Genomic DNA, 18,549 nt, shown 5'->3' with positions numbered 1-18,549 from the left:
TTTAATAATCTCAAGGGTCACTGAAACGAAGCGCTGTCGACGGCGTGATAGACGTAGCGTCCACCGGTCATCCGCTTGATCTCTTCGAGGTAATTGGAATTCATCACAAACAGGTGGGCGCCTTCGGGCAAGGCATCCATGGCCTCTTGCGGCGAGGACACCCGCGCACCACTCAGCGGCAGATAACGCCCCTGCTTGGCCGGATTGATGTCCACCACGTGATCCACCGCGACACCCGCACGTTGCAGGAACAGCGAATAGATCACGCCTTTGGACGACGCCCCCCAGATCGCCGAACCCTGTCCGGGTGCGGACTGAATGATCTGCACCGCGCGCCCAAGGCTCGCCGTGAAACCGTCCGGCAGCGTCAGGCGTGGCACCGGTTGCTCCGGGGTCAGGCGCAATGTCGACAGGTCGGCGACGATGTACAGGTATTGGCCGCCAAACAGGTGGCCGGCCTCGTGCACGGTGCCGAACATCCGGCGCAGGTCATCGAGGCGGAAATAATTGACGTGCTCGTAGAACAGGTCGAACCAGGCCTTGTGCTCGATAATCCAGTCGAAGCACGGCACTTCGATGTAGATCTGCCCGCCCTGATTGGCTTCGGCGATCACCGCCAGAAAGCTCACCGGGTCTTCGATGTGTTCCAGCACATGGCGCAGGACGATGGCGTCAGCCGCCAGACCGAGACCTCGGGTGAACGGCGCCTTGATCACGTCGGCGTTTTCGCCTTCGTAGGCCGGATCAATCCCGGTGATCGAATAACCGAGGCCTTTGAGCAGCTCAAGGAAGTAGCCCTTGCCGCAGCCGACTTCGATCAGCTCCTGGCCCTTGAAGTGTTTGGCGATGATGCCTTCGACGTCGCTCAGATGCTTCTGGAACTGGCCCGAATGGGCCTGCTCGTTTTGATAGTCGGCGTCATAGCTGAGCTTGTCGGCATCGAACGCAGCGTTGAAGATCAGGCCGCTGCGCTCATCCTGCACCAGCAGCATGTCGGCGCTGGCCGAGGCTTTTGCCGACTGCGGGTCGGCAAAGGTGCGGTTCTGCAACACCGGCAGGTCAGTGACCCGATACAACTCGTGCCTCATTGCGGCTCTCCCAGTAGCTGTTGCAAACGCTCGGTCACGGCCCAGAACGCCATCGGTTCATGGGTCGGATAAGGGTAATGGCCAAGGTTCAGATTCAGTGCCGCACCGCGCTCGCGCAGCCGTTGTTCAACCAGCGCGCGCACCGATACCGGCTGGCCGCTGGCGCAATTGATCACGCCGTTGAAATCGCGCTGATGGACGATCGTGGCGAGATAATCGGCGGCGCTGGCGATCGGCAAAAAGTCCCGCAATTGCTCGCCGCCAGACATGTTGAACGACGCGTCGCCGTTATCGATCGCCCGATCCAGCGCTGCCAGCAGACTGTTGGGGTTCTGCCCTTCGCCATGCAGGTAGAACAGACGCGCCCACTGCAAGGTGAACGGTTTTTCCTGCTGCAGATTTTGCAAGAACAGGTGCAGCGTGTGTTTGGCCAGACCGTAAGGGTTGCTCGGCTGCGGCTCGACGCTTTCGCCGAGCGGGCCGCTTTGCATGCCGTACTCGAAGCAGGTGCCGGTTACCAGGACTTGCGGTACGCCCGCCTCGACCACGCCTTTGATAAAGCGGTAGTCGGCCATCAGGTTGTGCTCGAAATGGAACAGCGCCCGATAGTTCGGCAACCCCGGCCAGGCCAGGTGCGCCAGCACGTCGATACCGTCGGTGAGCGCCGCAATGTCGAGATCCGACGCGTGAATATCCGCCGCGACGAATTCGACGTCATTGATCCATGGCATGCTCGCAGCCGTATCTGTATTGCGCGCCACCGCGCGCACGGTGCAGCCACGGGCGAGCAACGCCGCGACCAGATGCCGACCGACGAAGCCCGTGGCCCCGCTGACCAGGACTTTCACAGGACTTTCATCTCAGGCACGGCGATCACGAAGCGCCCGTTCCACTGACGCACCTGCGCCAGTTGCTGACTGACTTCGTGTAGCAGGTTCCACGGCAACACCAGCACGTAGTCCGGTTTTTCGATGTCGATCTGCGCCGGCGCGACAATCGGGATGCGACTGCCCGGCAGGAACTTGCCCTGCTTGTGCGGATTGGCATCGGCCACCCACGCCAGCAGGTCGGATTTGACCCCGGCGTAGTTGAGCAAGGTGTTGCCCTTGGCCGCCGCGCCGTAACCGACCACACGCTTGCCGTCGGCCTTGGCCTGCAACAGGAAGCGCAGCAGTTCATGTTTGATGCGTTCGGCAGCCGGCGCGAGGGTCGCGTAGTACTCAGGGGTTTTCACCCCGGCATCCAGTTCCGCCTGCAACTGTTGCTGCACCGCCGGCTGCACCGCACGACGCTCTCCGTCCTGGCGCTGCACGAACACCCGCAGCGAACCGCCGTGAGTGCTCAACTGACTGACGTCAAACACTTCCAGACCATTGCGTTCGCACAGTGTCTGCACCGCGGTCAGCGACAGGTAGGAATAGTGCTCGTGGTACAGCGTGTCGAACTGCGCACCGGCCATCAGCGTCAGCAGTTGCGGAAATTCGAAAGTAGCGACGCCGCTCGGCTTGAGCAGCGTGGCGAAACCGCCGAGGAAATCATTGATGTCCGGCACATGCGCGAGCACGTTGTTGGCGGCCATCAGGTCGGCGCCCCAGCCTTCGCTTTTGAGCTGCGCTGCGCTGTCGCGACCGAAGAACACCTCACGAATCTGCAGGCCCTTTTCCCGCGCCGCTTGCGCGGTGCTGCGAGTCGGCTCGACACCCAGGCACGCAATGCCGCGAGCAGCGACGTACTGCAGCAGATAGCCGTCGTTGGCGGCGATTTCGACCACACGACTGTCGGCGTTCAGCGCAAAGCGCTCGACCATCTCGGCGACATAACGCTCGGCATGGGCCAGCCAGGTGCTGGAGAACGAACTGAAGTAGGCGTACTCGGCGTCGAACAGGCTGTCGGCGCGGGTGTAATCCTCGGTTTGCACCAGCCAGCATTGCTGGCACACGGCAACCTTGAGCGGCACCCATTGCTCGGCCTGTTCCAGGCGCTCGGCGTGCACGTAAGCGTTGGACGGTGGCGAGGTGCCGAGGTCGATCAGCGGCAGACTCAGCGGTGCGGCGCACCCACGGCAGTTCATAGACGCACTCCAGCAAAGTGTTGATCGAGCGCGGGATGGCTGGAATCACGCGCTGACAAATTATTGACAGGCAACGGCCAGGCGATCGCCAACCGTGGATCGTTCACCGACAAGCCGCCCTCATGCTCCGGCGCGTAATCAGCGCTGTGCAGGTAAAGCAGTTCGGCGTCGGCGGTCAGGGTCTGGAAGCCGTGAGCAAACCCGGCCGGAATCAACAGGCTGCGACCGTCGCCGGCCTTGAGATGCTCGGCGTGCCAGTGCAGAAAGGTTTCGGAATCAGGACGCAGATCCACCGCCACATCCCACACTTCACCACGCAGGCAGGTGATCAGCTTGGCTTCCGGGGCGTTGGCATTCTGATAATGCAGACCACGCACACTGCCCTTCTCGCGGGTGCAGGAATGGTTGATCTGGCGGATATGAAATTCGCTGCCGAACGCGCTCAGGCTGCCCTCGCAGAACAGCCGCGCGAAGTGCCCGCGCTGATCTTCGAAGCGTTTGTGCTGAACGCTGAACAGCCCGGCCAGCGGCAATTGTTTCAAGGAAAACTCGCTCACAGCGCGCCCCGGTACAGGTTCAGTTGGCCGAGAGTGACATTGCGCATGTCATCGCCGTTCTGCCACGCCAGGTGCCAGTCGAGGGTCTGAGTCAGGCATTGCTGCAAGGTCCAGCGTGGCTGCCAGCCCAGTACCTGACGGGCGCGGCTGCTGTCCAGACGCAACAGACCCGCCTCGTGCAGTTCGCTTTTTTCGATGCGCAGACCGCGTGCCTGCGGCCAGCGACTGGCGAGCAGCTCGACCACTTCGCCGACGCTGCACATGTCCGCCTCGCCCGGGCCGAAGTTCCACGCCCCGGCGTATTCCGGGCCTTGTTCGTAGAGGCCGGCAGCCAGTTGCAGGTAACCGGCCAGCGGTTCCAGCGCGTGTTGCCACGGGCGCACGGCTTGCGGGTAACGCAGGGTCACCGGCTCGTCCGCAGTCCAGGCTTTGAGCACGTCGGGAATCAGTCGCTCCGGGGCGAAGTCACCGCCGCCCAGGACGTTGCCGGCGCGCGCGGTAGCCAGGGCCAGACCGTGCTCGGCGTACTTGTCAGCCGGAAAAAACGACGCTGCATAAGACTGCGCCAACAGTTCACAGCAGGCCTTGCTGCTGCTGTAAGGATCGTGCCCGCCGAGGGCTTCGTCCTCGCGGTACGGCCACAGCCATTCCTTGTTGGCGTAGACCTTGTCGGTGGTCACCAGCACGCAGGCGCGCACGCAACCGACCTGACGGATCGCTTCGAGCAGGTTCAGCGTGCCCATGACGTTGCTGGAGTAAGTGCCCAGCGGATCGCGATAGCCTTCACGCACCAGCGGCTGCGCAGCCAGATGCAGGACGATTTCCGGCTCGGTGTCGGCGATGATCTCCAGCAACGCGCCGAGATCGCGCAGATCGCCACGTTGATCGTTGATCCCTTCGTGAACCCGCGCCAGTTCATACAGGCTCGGTTCAGTCGAAGGATCCAGCGAGAAACCGCTGACTTGCGCGCCGAGGCTTTGCAGCCACAGGGTCAGCCAGCTGCCCTTGAAACCGGTGTGACCGGTGACCAGTACACGCTTGCCGCGCCAGAAATCCGCACTCAGGCCCATTGCTTCCATGGGGCCTCCCCGCTCTGCCACAGCGCTTCGAGGTGGTTCTTGTCGCGCAGGGTGTCCATCGGATGCCAGAAGCCTTCGTGTTCGAAGGCGTTCAGCTGTTCATCCTCTGCCAGACGTGCCAGCGGCTCGGCTTCCCAGGTGGTTTCATCGCCAGCGATGTAGGACAGGACTTTGGGCGACAGCACGAAAAAGCCGCCGTTGATCCAGCCACCGTCGCCGCGCGGTTTTTCGGTGAAACCCAGCACCTGATCGCCCTGGCGCTCAAGGGCACCGTAACGTCCAGGCGGCTGCACCGCGGTGACGGTGGCCAGACGACCGTGGGCTTTGTGGTAATCGACGAGTTGAGCAATGTTGATGTCGGAAACGCCGTCGCCGTAGGTGAAGCAGAACGCCTCTTCATCCTTGAGGTAACGGCCGGCACGCAACAGACGGCCACCGGTCATGGTTTCCTCGCCGGTGTCGATCAGGGTGACGCTCCACGGCTCGCTGTAGTTCTGGTGCACGTCCATGCGGTTGTTGCGCATGTCGAACGTGACGTCGGAGGTGTGCAGGAAGTAGTTGGCGAAGAAGTCCTTGATCGCATAGCCCTTGTAGCCCAGGCAAATCACGAAGTCGTGGATTCCGTGGGCGGAATACTGCTTCATGATGTGCCAGAGAATTGGCTTGCCGCCGATCTCGATCATGGGTTTGGGCTTGAGGTGCGACTCTTCACTGATGCGTGTGCCGAGGCCACCCGCCAAAATAACTGCCTTCATCGTCTCCCCTCTCGTTCGTCACCGGGCTGCGCATGGCTTTGTTGAGCGATGCGGGCCGTCTGGCTAACCCTTTTGCCGCCTGCGGCGCCGCTGCGATGACCGCGAGCGCTCGTTTTATGGCGATTTGAGGGGGACTTGCAGGAAACGCGCCAGCTCCGCGAGCGCTGCGTCAGGTGCGCCGTAAGGCATGAAAAAAGGGATGAATCCAGCAGCGGATTCATCCCTTTCATTGCGTTGCATCAACAGATCGAGTGATCAGCCGAACATGGCGAACCCATCAACCGTCGCCGGCAGGTCATAGACCTGGCCGTCGGCAGTCTGCAGGTGCTCGATGTTGTTAAACCCGGCATACCATCCCGCCAGTTTCACGCCGTTGTCCGGCACACCGGTGCTGCCGTCGTTGGCGCTGTGCAGGTAGGCGTCATCGCCGATGCGGGTGACGTTCAACTGGCTGGCGTTGGTGATGGTGTTGAGGATCAGGGTGTCGTTGAGATCCCAGCCCTCGTCCTGAATCGATACCAGCCCGGTGCAGTTCACGATGTAGATATCGTCACCCATACCGCCCAGTGCGGTGCCGCCAGTACCGGACTGCCCCGGAAGATTGAGGTTCAGCACGTCGTTGCCGCTACCACCTGACAACAGATAACTGTTGCCGGTGCCGGTGAGCACGTCATGACCGTCATCACCAAGGGCACTGCCGTTGTGGACCGTGATGGTGTCATTGCCTCCGTCGCCGTGGGCCACTGTACCCAGGTCATTCACAGCGCTGACGATGACGTCATCACCCGAACCGCCAGACAGTGTGTCGGCCTGCGCGACATCACCGTCGAGACCGGATTTCAGTCCGCCGTAAAGGTGATCATTGCCATCGTTGCCACTGATCACATCATCGCCGTTGCCACCTTCCAGGATCGCGTCCTCGCGGCCGGCATCCATCACATCGTTGAAACGACTGCCTTGCAGACCTTCTACGTCGTAATACATATCCCCTTCGGCCGTACCGTTCTGGCCAATCCTCGACAGGTTGACCACCACACCCGTATCGCTGTCGTCATAGCTGACGATGTCCGTTCCCGCGCCGCCGACGAACACATCCCGTCCGGCGCCACCGTAGAACAGGTCATCGCCGCTGCCGCCGAAGATGTAGTTGTCGGAATCATTGCCATAACCGGTGAAATCGGCTGTACCGGTGTAGGTCATTTTCTCGATGAACGGGTCCATCTTCATGACCGACAGGCTGGTGTACAGCTCGTCAAACCCCATGCCTGAGTCTGTCTCGACGATGGTCACACCCTCGCTGTTGATCGTGTAGACGTCGCTGCCCCAGCCACCTTCGAAGGTCACGCCGCCCGAGTTGGCAGTGAAGTGATCGTCCAGGTTAGTCCCGACAACCTTTTCCACATTGATCAAGGTGTCGCCCTCGGCGTAGTCGCCGGAACCGAAGCCCTTGCCATCACGAAACTCGATGCTGACCGCGTCGTTGGAACGGCTGTAATCGACGGCGTCAAAGCCATCGGCACCGTCCATGACCATTGCGCTTGCGCCGGCGAAGATCACATCGTTGAAATTCGAACCCTGCACGGCCTCGATGCTCGAGTAGGTATCGCCGAATGCAATACCAGTGGCGCCCCAAATGCTCGAGAGCTCGATACTGACGCCTTCAAGGCTTTCGGTATAGCTGACGGTGTCGAAGCCCTCGCCGCCAATGAACTGATCGCCACCGTCGCCACCCCACAGCACGTCATTGCCTGCACCGGCGACAATCACGTTCGCCTCGGCATTGCCGTAGCCCTTGAAGTCGCCGGTGCCGGTGAAGATCATTTTGTCCAGGAACGGATCCATCCTCTGGGTGTTGACGCTGGTGCGCAGCTCGTCGTAACCGCCGCGTTCCGCTTCGACGATGGTCACACCTTCGCTACCGACGATGTACACGTCGTCGCCGTTATCACCTTCCAGCGTGATACCGCTGATTGAACTGACCAGGGTGTCATTGTCAAAGCTGCCGATGACTTTTTCGATGCCGACCAGGGTATCGACGGAGCCGTCCGCCTTGGTGACAGTGGCCAGCCCTTCGCGAAAATCGACGCTGACGCCGTTCGGCATCATCTGATAACTCACCGAATCGAACCCTTCTCCGCCATCCAGCAGATCGGACCCCATGCTCCCCCAGATCCGATCATCCGACTCCAGTCCGTAGAGTTCGTCATTGCCTTCATCACCGCCCATGACATCGGCTTGACTCGTTCCATAAATCACTGTCATTTGCTACTTCCTTGCGTTGTTGTTGAGTCCGGAATTGTGAAATCACAGGGGCCAGCGATCCCCGTCGAGCAGCCCGCTGAAAAGAGCGAATAAAGAGATATCGACAACAAACGCCAACTATTGAAGTCGCCGCAAGCAAATGCGTCGGGATTGATGCAAACACTTTTCCCTGCACAAAAAAAAGCGACTCGGAAGTCGCCTTTCTTCAGTTGGGTGTCCAGAGCAATCAATCCGCCAGCCAGCCACTCTCCCAGTAACGCAAGTTGTCGCCACGCAACACGTAGTCACGCAGCACCACCTCACGCAACTCGTCCCCCATGCGGTAGCTGGCATCCGGGTCGGCCAGGTGCATGCGGATCGCCTGCAGCCATTCATCGGTGCTGTTGGTCTTGACCCGGGTGCACGGCAGGTAACCGCGATAGGCCTCGGTATCGGTGCAGACAACCGGGTAACCGCAGGCGCCATACTCCAGCAGACGCAGATTGCTCTTGCAGTCGTTGAAGATGTGGAATTCCAGTGGCGCCAGCGCCAGATCGAGATTCAGGCTGGCCAGTTTGGCCGGGTACACTTCCAACGGGATTACCCCGTGGAATTCATGCATGTACGGACGCAGATCATCCGGGCACATGCCAAAGAACACCCAGTCGACTTCGTTGGCCAGCTCACGCACGACATCGGCGATCACCGCCAGGTCGCCGTGGTGACTGGTACCACCGCCCCAGCCGACCCGTGGTTTTTTCGAAGTGCGGCGCTGGCTGCGCAGGTCAGTCCACAAGTTGCGCGCGAGCATGTTGGGGACGACGCGAATGTCGTGATGCATGTCCGACAAGGCGTTAGCCAGTGGCTGGGTCGATACCACCACCCGATCACACAGGCTGATCGCACTGCGCACCATCCGCTCCATTTCCTGCTTGTTGGGCATGTTACGGATATGGGCATTGCGATGGGGAACGTCGATCACATAATCATCGAGTTCAAAAATGCGCCGCGCATGGCAGAACTTCTTCAGCGGCGGAATCTCATCAATGGCACCCTGCGAATAACGCCCCTGCAGCACGATCACGTCCGGGGACTGACGCTCGATATCAATGATCGACGGCAGGCCATAGCAAATCCGCCCTTCTGCGCGGTTGGCGGCTTCCAGTTCGATCAGCGGCTGGCTCATGCGGTAGTGACCGATGGCCGAGGCGTTGATCGGCACGGCAAGCACGTTCGGCAACTGCGCCCGGGAAAATGCACTCCAGCCCGTACGCAGGCCCGGCTCCAGGCTGAAGCTCGTCGCACCGACACCCTGCAACGACAAATTGACGTTGAAGGCCGGATCACGGGCAATGCGCGGCAACCAGCGCTTGTAGAAGGTTTCCTGCTCCTGAAGCTGCAGCTGCTCCTCTTCTGCCGTCGCCTGGACACTGGGGCGTGCGCCCAGCGCCAGCAAGGCGTAAGGGGTCCACACCACCAGGTATCCTTCCTGACCGATGCGCAGGCACAGATCCACGACATTCAGCGCCTGTTTCAGCGCTTGCTCATCGAGACCGGCGACAGACTCGTAAACCGCCTTGCGCACCATCAGGCAATCGGCGCCGACGGCGCTCAGGTCATGGACCGCTTGCAGCCGGAACATGTAACCATCCGACTGCAACGACTGACCATAGAACGGCAAACCCACCGCACCTTGCAGGCCAAGAATCAGACCTGCGTGCAGCACGCACCCATCAGGATTGAACAGCTTGGCGCCGACCACGCCGACTTCCGGGCGCTGCGCATGATTGAGCAGTTCGTCGAGCCAGTCGGCCTGGGTGATTACCGCAAACGAATTGAGCAGCAGCACGTATTCGCCACGCGCCTGCCCTACCGCAAAATTATGCAGCGCCGCCGCGTTGCCCTGCTGCGGGTAGCTCAGGACACGAATCCGCTCGCCGCCCAACTGCGCCATGCCGTCCAGCCAGGCCAGCGCTTCGGCGCTTTCGCTGCCGTTATCGACCAGCAACAGCTCATACTCGGAGTAAGCGGTCTTCTCCAGCAGCGTCTCGACGCAGCGCTGCAAGGCAGCCGTCTGGTCCTTGGTCACAATAATGATCGACACCAGCGGACGCCGGGCATGGCGATAGTCGACACGATTGAGCAGCTCGGAGCTGCCACGGCGGATTTCGTGGGCGATCCCCAGGCGCTGCAGATGGGCCTCAATGACACGCGGGTTCTGCTCGATGACCGCCGGGGCGGCGAGCCAGGCGGACAGATCGAATGGCGATTGCACCAGAACTTCGGCGACATGCCCGACCACCTGCGTACCATCGCTCTCGACCATGCGCCACAGCACGTCGTGGGGGGCCAGCTCGGCGAACGTCGCCTCGAACCCGCCCAGCGCTAGAAAGCGTTCGCGCTTGAACGCCAGCGCGCGCCCGACGTACGGGTAACTGCGCAGCAGGTCGAGGTTGAAATCCGGTTTGAACGCAGGCTCCGCCGATTCGCCGTTGCGCAGGCTGCCTTCATCGCTGTACAGACACGTCAGCGCCGCAGAGTGGGCGATGCGCTCAGCCATGATCAACAGCGCCGGCACCACCGGACGATCCCCGGCCTGCAACAGGTAGAACCAGTCGGCCCCTTCCAGTTGCGGCAACAACGCGTTGATCTGCTCCAGCCCGTCGTCCTGCAACGGCATGCGGAACACCCGATCATCGAGCTCTGCCTCAAAACAGGCAGCGGACAGCACCAGAATCAGTTCCGGCAGATAATCCTGTGCGGCAAGTGCCTCCAGCGTGCGCTCGACGCCGTCGCGACTGCCGTCGCGATCGATGACGATCGGGACGATGCCCGGCTGATGCGACCAGCCAGCCAGAGTCTCCGGCAGCAACTTGCGCTGTCCCTCGGTAAGAACCCGGCACTCCAGCCATTGCGCATAGAGTTCGGCAAAACTCCAGCTGTCGATACCGACACACCACTCCTGGCGACTCTGCTTGGTACCCAGGGTGCGGCTCAGGGGCAGTTCTTCCCAGACCCGGGGTGTCTCATCAGCCTTGGTCAACGGGATGTAGCGAACCCAGCCTGGCGCAGGGGCAGATTCGCCGCTGCGCGCCTTGAGCATTTGCAGAATCCACTCACGCTCGACTTCAACCGCATCCTTCATCGACTGCTGGGCGCTCAGGCGCTCCGGGTACAGTCGCTCGGCACTGAGCACATTGTTGGACACCGCCACATTGCCGCGCCGCATCAGACAGACGAACAGCGCGAAATCCAGGGTTGCAACAAAGCAGTGGCCTTCCTGGGTCAACGCCGGCAGCAACTCGACAACATCTTCACGACGGAACAACGCATTGGTGAACCCACCCAGTACATTGACCGGAAACTTTTCAAAGATGCCCAGCAGGTCGTCGCCCTTGAACAGGCCACTGAGCGGAGACAGCGAAGTGTTTTCCAGACGCGCCGGAAGAATGATGTCGTCAGCGTCCCAGAACAGACGCTGAGCCAGCACCAGCCGGACTTCCTCACGCACCATTTCCTGCGCTTGCTGTTCAACACAGGCGGCGTAGAGATGATCGTCGTCGCACAGAAACTTGATGAGTTGGCCCTGCGCCTGTTCCAGGCAAGCCTTGAGATTGCCGACCATGCCCAGGGTGCGCGGATTGCGCACGTAACGCACGGCGACGCCGGACTGCTCGACTACCGCCGCAACAATGGTTTGAATCTCGCTGCCGCGGCTGTCGTCGCAAACGATGATTTCGAGCTGGCCATAAGTCTGGCTCACCGCACTGTTCAAAGTCCGCTCGAAGAAGCGCGGATTGAAGGCGGGAATGACCAGACTGACGAGAGGAAGTGGATTCACGGCGGGCTCACAGGCGGTACGAGCCCGCTCGGTAAAGCGAGCCCATGAAACCGCAAAAAAACATTAACTGAGGGACGAGACAAACGGGCGCCTGCGCGCCCGTCCAACGTCAGATCTTGTTGAACAGACCCAACTGACTGATCTTGCTGAACGCCAGTTGCGAGGCTTGCAGCATGGTCTGCTGCAACGTCAGGCGGGTCATCACCTCGGCCGGATCCGAATCACGGATCGAACCCTGGGTCGTGGTGTTGGCCTGGATCAGGCTCTGGTTGGTGGTGTCCTGGTCATCCAGCGACTGACCGCGAGCACCGATCGAGGTCACCGCAGCGCCAATCTGGTTGGACGCACTGTCGATGTTGCCCAGGGCCGACTCCATGGCCCCCTGGAATTTCTGCTTGGCTACCGGATCACCATCGACCGGCATGTTCAGCGCCGTGACCATCTGGCCCAGGGTGTCGAGCACGTTCTGGGTCTGATGGTTGTTGGACTGGATCGAGAACTGATCGCCCGCGCCTGGCGTACCGCCGATGGCGAAGGTCACACCGGCAGCCGTGGCGTTGCCACCAACCATGGTGCCCGACGACACCGGTTTGCTGTCGGCGGTGACCGGTGCCGCGTACAGGTCGAAATCGGTGGCGCTGGTGAACTTCAACACCGCGCCGCCGCCTGACGGGAAGGCCGCGCTGTACGCCGCCTGGTTGGTCACGCTGGAGCCGGTGATGACCGCTGTTGACGGGTTGCCCGGGCTGCGCGCGGTGGTGAACGAGTCAGGTGTGGCCGACAGCTGGAAGCTGTGACCGGCGATGACCGCATCCGGGTTGGTGTCGCCGGCTTTGAGGTTGATGTTCAACTTCATGTCGACGCCACGGAAACTGACGGTCTGGTTGGCGCCATTGCTGTTGCTGATCAGGCCGTTCTGGCTGGCCTCGGACGTCACGTCGTTGCCCAGGGCATCGGTGATTTTCAACTGCGTGCTGCTGATGAAATCCACGGTGTATGGCTGGCCCGCCGTGAACTTGGCGTTGTAGGTCGCCGCGGTGCCGACCGTACCGTTGGACAGCACTACACGACCGTCATCCACCGCCGGAGCGGTCATGTTGGTCTGCGTACGGCTGGTGTTGATGGTCTGCTGGAAGGCGTCCCAACCGGTGGTATTGGTCGCGACCGACATGCCGTCGCCAATGCCCAAGTTGATCTGGGTCTGGTCACCGTTATAGGTGTAGGTGCCGTCGACATTTTGCGAATACGGCGCGGTATCGGTCTTGGAACCGGAGAACAGATAGTTGCCGTTGGCATCCTTGGAGTTCATCAGGCCCAGCACTTGTTGCTGGATCTGGCTCAGTTCCGCCGCGTACGCCTTGCGGTTGTCGTCAGTGGCGATACCGTTGTTGGCTGCCAGGCCGATTTCCTTGGCGCGCTGCAGAGCCGTGGTGATGGAGTTCAACGTGGACTCCTGCACGGTCAGCGAGCTCTTGGTGGTGTCGATGTTGCCCTGATACTGGTCGAGCATCGCACTTTGTTGACCCAGCTTGAGCAGACGACCAGCGCCGATCGGATCGTCGGCAGCGGTGTTGATGCGCTGCAGGCTGCTCGCTTCGTTGGCGGTCGCGACCGTCTTGCTGTAGTTGCGCTGATATTGAGCAGCTTGCGTCGCGTAATACTGGGCGGTGGAAATGCGCATGAATTACGACTCCTTAAAGACTGTTGATCAGCGTGGCGAAAGTTTCCTGCGCAGCTTTGATGATCTGCGAAGACGCTGTGTAGTACTGCTGATACTTGACCAGGTTGCCGGTCTCTTCATCGAGGTTGACCTGAGACAGCGAATCACGCGCGCCTTTGGCCTGATCGAGGATCACCGAGGTGGCTTCATTGTCGGACTTGCTCTGTGCAGCCTTGGTACCGACGTTGGTCACCAGTTTGTTGTAGGCGTCGGTCAGGCTGATGCCTTTGCTCCCGGTGCCAGTGTCCACCGTCTGCTTGGTCTGCAGGCCAACCAGTGCCTGTGCGTTGCGGTTGTCCGAAGAGGCCGCGCCGGTCAGGTTGATGGTGAAGGTTTCGCCGGACTTCGGCGTCGCGCCCACGGTGGTCTGTACGGTAAAGGTCTTCTGCACGTTCGGCGTGACCGTGGTGTCCATCACCGGAGCACCGGTGGAGTCGACCATGCCGACCTTGAGGTTCAAGGTGTTGGCCTGGCCCGGCACGATGGTGCCCGAACCGATGGTGTTGCCCTTGGCATCGACCATGTTGTACGACTGGCTGCCGCTGGCGACCGCACCGAACACCAGCTTGACCGGCGTCGAATACTTGAGCGCATTCTGCAACTCGGTCTGCGACGCCGGGTTGTAGATGTTGATCGAATCGGTCAGCGTCGGCTGGGTGTAGGTACCGGAATTGTTGGTACTGGCCACGCCGGTCAGTGGTGCCGCCGCGGCGATTTTCTTCGGATCGGTCAGTACCGTCTGAATGGAGGTTGCCGCATTACGCGTCGGGGTCACCTTGAAGGTGTCGCCAGCGCTCAGGGCGCCGCCGTTAAGGGCCAGGGTGAAGCCGTCGATCACCGGCGGTGGCGTGGTCGTGGTGCTGAACGACCCCATGTCGGTACCGTCGGAGCGCTTGACCGAATAGTTGGTGGCGCTGGTGAAGGTCACCTGGTAATCGCTGGTGGTCAGCTTGCCGGTGTCCTTGATGGTGACATCGAGGTTGCCCGAGCCGGCGCTATTGGTCGACTGCGCAATACTGCGCTGACTGACCAGCGCGGCACTGTTGATGTTGTTGAAGATTGCTGCGCCGAAGTCACCGTTCTTGTCGATGCCCTGGGCTTGCTGACTGTTGACCTGGTCGGCCACCACCAATGCGACACGCCCCAGCTCATTGAGCGAAGGGTCGAGCACTTCTTTGCGATAGGTCAGCAGGCCACCGATTTCGCCACCGCTCATGGCCGACGTGATGTCGATCACGCTTGAGCCGCGATCCAGCTGAATGGCCATGCGCGTCGGATCGTCCTTGCTCGGCACGGTGCTCAGGGTGTTGGTGGTGTTGCCGATCACCAGCGGCTGGCCGGTGCCGATATACACGTCAAAACTGGTGCCACGCTCGACGACCTGCGCCCCGGTCAGCTCGGAGAGCTGGCGCACGGCTTCGTTACGGCTGTCGAGCAGATCGTTCGGCTGGCCGCCGCTGGTGGAAATCTCGCCGATCTTCTGGTTGAGCGTGGCAATCGAAGTGGCCAGCTTGTTGACCTGGGACGTCATGTCGCCCAGGTTGCCATTGATCGTGGTGTTCTGATCGTTCAGCTGTTTGGCCAGCGCATTGAAACGGCTGGTCAGCGCCTGCGCACCGGTCAGTACCGACTGACGGGAAGTGTCGTCAGTGGCCGAAGTCGCCACGCCCTGCATCGAGGTGAAAAACTTCTGCAGCACACCGGTCAGGCCGGTGTTGGTATCGGACATCGAGGCATCCAGCGCAGTGGCCTGGGCACCGTACGCAGCCGCTTCGCTATTGAGCGAGGTGGCGGTATGCAGCTGGTTTTCGAGGTAAGAGTTGTAGACCCGGCGCACATCGGCCAGGGTCGTCCCCGTACCGATGAAGACGTTGCCGAACTGCTGCGAGGACTTGGTGCTCTGCACGGTTTGCTGGCGTGAATAACCGGCGGTGTCGACGTTGGCAATGTTGTTACCTGTGGTCGCGAGAGAGGAAGAACTCGCGGACAACCCCGACATCCCGATATTGAGCAAACTCATGATTCAAACCTTACCGTGTGTTTATAGAGGCGTCGTTGAAACGCCGGCCGCAGCGTAGTTTTCGAAACTGTTCATCTGCTTGGCTATCTGCGAAATCTTCGTCGCGTAGTTCGGGTCGGTCGCATAACCGGCCTTTTGCAACTCGCGTACAAACTGTTCTGGGTTATCGGCCGACTTCACGACATCTTGATAGCGATTATTGGTCTGCAGCAAAGTCACCAGATCGTGGAAACTGTCCTTGTACGAGGCATAGGAACGGAACTGCGCCGTCTCCTTGACCATCTGCCCGTTACGGAACTCGCTGGTGATCGCCCGGGCCGAATCGCCGGTCCAGTTGCTGCTGGCCTTGATGCCGAACAGGTTGTGGCTGCTACTGCCATCCTGGGCGCGCATGACCGATTTGCCCCAACCGGTTTCCAGTGCAGCTTGTGCCACCAGGTAACGCGGATCGACGCCAATACGCGCGGCGGCCTCTTTGGCCATCGGCAGCATGGTGTTGACGAATTCATCGGCGGAGCTGAACGCGCGCTTGGCCGGTGCCAGCGGAATCTGCGCCATCGCCCGGCCGTAAACCTGCATCTGCCCGCCGGAGGCTTTGGCGTCTTCGGCACGACTCAGCCAGTCGCCGTTGTACAGCGGGCCGGCGCCGGTGACGGCCGTGGTCGCAGCACGTTGCGGCAAGGCATTGGCCGCAGTCGGCGTGGCGGAAGGCACAAGACCTGCGAGCAAACGATCAGCCAGCTTCGGTGGCAACGCCAGACGACGCTTGTTGATCATCTCCATGTCGTTGGCGTGCACGGCTTCGGTATTGGCGACACGCCCGGAACGCGATGCCCACAGCGGACGCTCGCCATTGAGTCGCGATAACGGCCCGTTGGTGGCAGTCGTGCCGGCCGCAATCGGCGTCTGCACAGCAGCGGCTTTCGCCGCCTCTTGCTTGGCGGCGGACGCAGCCGCAGCCTCACCCGGTGCCAGCGGTTTGCCCCTCGACATCTGCTTCATCAGCACGTCGGCCAGACCGATACCACCGCCCTCGCGGGACAGCGACACCGCCAGTTGCTGGTCGTACATTTCCTGATATTGCTTGGCGGCCGGGGTGTTCATCGGGTTGTCTTTACCCAGTGCCTCGGTGGCCGAACGCATCGACTTGAGCATCTCGCCGAGGAACAGCGATTCGAATTCCTGCGCCACCTTGCGCATGTTCGCATCGCTGTTCTTGTCGCCGACCTTGAGCTGGTTCAGACGATTGAGGTCGGAGTACGAACCCGAATCGCCGGTGCCCACCAGACTGCCTTTACGCATATCCATGGTCGGCGTCCTCAGATCACGATCAGGTCGGCTTGCAACGCGCCGGCCTGCTTCAGAGCTTCGAGAATGGCCATCAGGTCGCCCGGTGCCGCGCCGACCTGGTTCACCGCCCGTACGATCTCGTCGAGGGTAGTACCCGGGCCGAACTTGAACATCGGTTTGGCTTCCTGTTCGGCATTCACCCGCGAGCGCGGCACCACAGCAGTCTGGCCGTTGGACAACGGGCCTGGCTGGCTGACAATCGGGTCTTCGGTGATGGTCACGGTCAGGCTGCCGTGAGTCACGGCGGCCGGCGAAACCTTCACGTTCTGGCCGATGACGATGGTGCCGGTACGCGAGTTGATGATGACTTTCGCCACCGCCTGACCCGGGTCGACTTCAAGGTTTTCGAGGATCGACAGATAGTCGACGCGCTGGCTCGGATCGAGCGGCGCCGTCACACGGATCGAGCCGCCGTCGATGGCTTGCGCCACGCCAGGGCCGAGCATGTCGTTGATCTTGTCGACGATACGTTTGGCGGTGGTGAAGTCGGAACGGTTGAGGTTCAGCGTCAGGCTGTTGCCCTGGTTGAAACCGCTCGGCACCGAACGCTCCACCGACGCTCCACCGGGGATCCGACCGGCCGACGGAACGTTGACGGTGATCTTCGAACCGTCACGCCCTTCGGCATCAAAACCACCGACCACCAGGTTGCCCTGAGCGATGGCGTAGACGTTGCCGTCGATACCCTTGAGCGGGGTCAGCAACAGGGTGCCGCCGCGCAGGCTCTTGGAGTTACCGATGGACGAAACGGTGATGTCGACCTGCTGACCCGGTTTGGCGAACGCCGGCAGATCGGCACTCACCGAGACCGCCGCGACGTTTTTCAACTGCACGTTGCCCGATCCCGGCGGCACCTTGATGCCGAACTGCGAGAGCATGTTGTTGAAGGTCTGCAGGGTGAACGGGGTTTGCGTCGTCTGGTCGCCGGTGCCGTTAAGCCCGACCACCAGGCCGTAACCGATCAACTGGTTGGAGCGCACGCCGGAAATGCTGGCGATATCTTTCAACCGCTCGGCGTGAGCACCAAAGGCAGCGGACATCATGGCCGCCGCCAGCATGAAGCTTTTCAGATTCAACGTAGCCACCTAGAAAGGGAACAGCGGGCTGAGGAAGAAACGGTCGAACCAGCCTGGCTGACTCGTATCGGCGAACGCGCCGGTACCCGAGTAGGTGATGCGTGCATCGGCAACACGCGTCGACGACACGGTGTTATCGGTGGCGATGTCATCGGCACGAACCATGCCGGCAATGCGCACCAGTTCGTCACCGGTGTTGAGGGTCAGCCACTTCTCGCCACGCACAGCGATGATGCCGTTGGGCAGCACATCTGCGACGGTCACGGTGATCGAACCGGTCAGGCTGTTGCTCTGCCCGGACTTGGCGTCACCCTTGGTCGAGCGGTCGGCGCTATAGCCGGCGTTCAGGCTCAGGTCGCCGCCACCAATCGGGTTGTTGGTGGTCAGGCTGGAGCCGAACAACGAAGTCAGACCGATCGAGTTGTCGCTGTTCTTGTCCATTTGCGAGTTGGCGTTCTTGCTCGCCTGGGTGCGCTCGTTCAGGGTGATGGTGATGATGTCACCGACCCGGAACGCCTTGCGGTCGCTGTACAGGTTCTGTTCGAAACCGGCCTGATAGATCGAGCCGTTATTGGCGGCTGCCGGCAACGGCGTGCGCGGCAACACCGGAGCGTAATAAGGGTCATTGGGCTTGGGTGTCGGGGCGACACAGCCCGCGAGCGAGACGACCCCACCCAATGCCAGAACAGATACGAAGCGTTTCATGACCCTACCTCACGGTATTGCTGGCGGCCTCAAGACCGCCCCATAG

At 61.1% G+C, this 18,549-nt stretch carries 13 protein-coding genes; all 13 read right to left on the bottom strand.

The window, feature by feature from the left end; genetic code table 11:
* Positions 1-17: 17 nt before the first annotated feature.
* Positions 18-1,088 carry a class I SAM-dependent methyltransferase gene (locus tag CKW11_RS21735; RefSeq protein WP_095139352.1) on the bottom strand — a complete coding sequence of 357 codons (1,071 nt, stop codon included), beginning with the start codon at positions 1,086-1,088 and terminating at the stop codon, positions 18-20.
* Complete coding sequence (locus CKW11_RS21730; RefSeq protein ID WP_095139351.1) at positions 1,085-1,936, bottom strand: NAD(P)-dependent oxidoreductase; 852 nt, start codon at positions 1,934-1,936, stop codon at positions 1,085-1,087. The genes CKW11_RS21735 and CKW11_RS21730 overlap by 4 nt, the downstream gene beginning before the upstream one ends.
* Positions 1,933-3,159 carry a class I SAM-dependent methyltransferase gene (locus tag CKW11_RS21725; RefSeq protein WP_095139350.1) on the bottom strand — a complete coding sequence of 409 codons (1,227 nt, stop codon included), beginning with the start codon at positions 3,157-3,159 and terminating at the stop codon, positions 1,933-1,935. Before CKW11_RS21725 ends, CKW11_RS21730 begins: the two co-directional genes overlap by 4 nt.
* On the bottom strand, positions 3,156-3,716 hold the full coding sequence (locus CKW11_RS21720; RefSeq protein WP_095139349.1) for a dTDP-4-dehydrorhamnose 3,5-epimerase family protein: 561 nt from the start codon (positions 3,714-3,716) through the stop codon (positions 3,156-3,158). The genes CKW11_RS21725 and CKW11_RS21720 overlap by 4 nt, the downstream gene beginning before the upstream one ends.
* The gene (gene rfbG, locus CKW11_RS21715; protein ID WP_003222822.1) at positions 3,713-4,795 is read right to left on the bottom strand and encodes a CDP-glucose 4,6-dehydratase; all 1,083 of its coding nucleotides are present in this window, start codon (positions 4,793-4,795) and stop codon (positions 3,713-3,715) included. Before rfbG ends, CKW11_RS21720 begins: the two co-directional genes overlap by 4 nt.
* Positions 4,777-5,550, bottom strand: coding sequence for a glucose-1-phosphate cytidylyltransferase (gene rfbF / locus CKW11_RS21710; RefSeq protein WP_095139348.1), 774 nt, complete (start codon positions 5,548-5,550; stop codon positions 4,777-4,779). The genes rfbG and rfbF overlap by 19 nt, the downstream gene beginning before the upstream one ends.
* A gap of 255 nt (positions 5,551-5,805) precedes the next feature.
* Positions 5,806-7,812 (bottom strand): calcium-binding protein, encoded by a 2,007-nt coding sequence (locus tag CKW11_RS21705; RefSeq protein ID WP_095139347.1) that lies wholly within the window; start codon positions 7,810-7,812, stop codon positions 5,806-5,808.
* A gap of 226 nt (positions 7,813-8,038) precedes the next feature.
* The gene (locus CKW11_RS21700; RefSeq protein WP_095139346.1) at positions 8,039-11,632 is read right to left on the bottom strand and encodes a glycosyltransferase; all 3,594 of its coding nucleotides are present in this window, start codon (positions 11,630-11,632) and stop codon (positions 8,039-8,041) included.
* Positions 11,633-11,741: 109 nt separating this feature from the next.
* Positions 11,742-13,313 (bottom strand): flagellar hook-associated protein 3, encoded by a 1,572-nt coding sequence (locus CKW11_RS21695; RefSeq protein ID WP_095139345.1) that lies wholly within the window; start codon positions 13,311-13,313, stop codon positions 11,742-11,744.
* A 13-nt stretch (positions 13,314-13,326) separates the two neighbouring features.
* Positions 13,327-15,372 carry a flagellar hook-associated protein FlgK gene (gene flgK / locus CKW11_RS21690; protein WP_095139344.1) on the bottom strand — a complete coding sequence of 682 codons (2,046 nt, stop codon included), beginning with the start codon at positions 15,370-15,372 and terminating at the stop codon, positions 13,327-13,329.
* Between the two features lie 21 nt (positions 15,373-15,393).
* Positions 15,394-16,680, bottom strand: coding sequence for a flagellar assembly peptidoglycan hydrolase FlgJ (gene flgJ / locus CKW11_RS21685; RefSeq protein WP_095139343.1), 1,287 nt, complete (start codon positions 16,678-16,680; stop codon positions 15,394-15,396).
* Between the two features lie 11 nt (positions 16,681-16,691).
* Entirely contained in the window at positions 16,692-17,780 is a 1,089-nt protein-coding gene (locus CKW11_RS21680) for a flagellar basal body P-ring protein FlgI (RefSeq protein WP_164747921.1), read from the bottom strand.
* A gap of 27 nt (positions 17,781-17,807) precedes the next feature.
* Complete coding sequence (gene flgH / locus CKW11_RS21675) at positions 17,808-18,503, bottom strand: flagellar basal body L-ring protein FlgH (protein WP_095139341.1); 696 nt, start codon at positions 18,501-18,503, stop codon at positions 17,808-17,810.
* Between the last annotated feature and the right edge of the window lie 46 nt (positions 18,504-18,549).

Origin of the sequence: Pseudomonas sp. Irchel s3a10 (assembly GCF_900187525.1) — a bacterium.
GTDB lineage: Bacteria > Pseudomonadota > Gammaproteobacteria > Pseudomonadales > Pseudomonadaceae > Aquipseudomonas > Aquipseudomonas koreensis_G.
The sequence above is the reverse complement of the archived record's forward strand: the minus strand, read 5'-3'. Positions and strand labels throughout refer to the sequence as shown.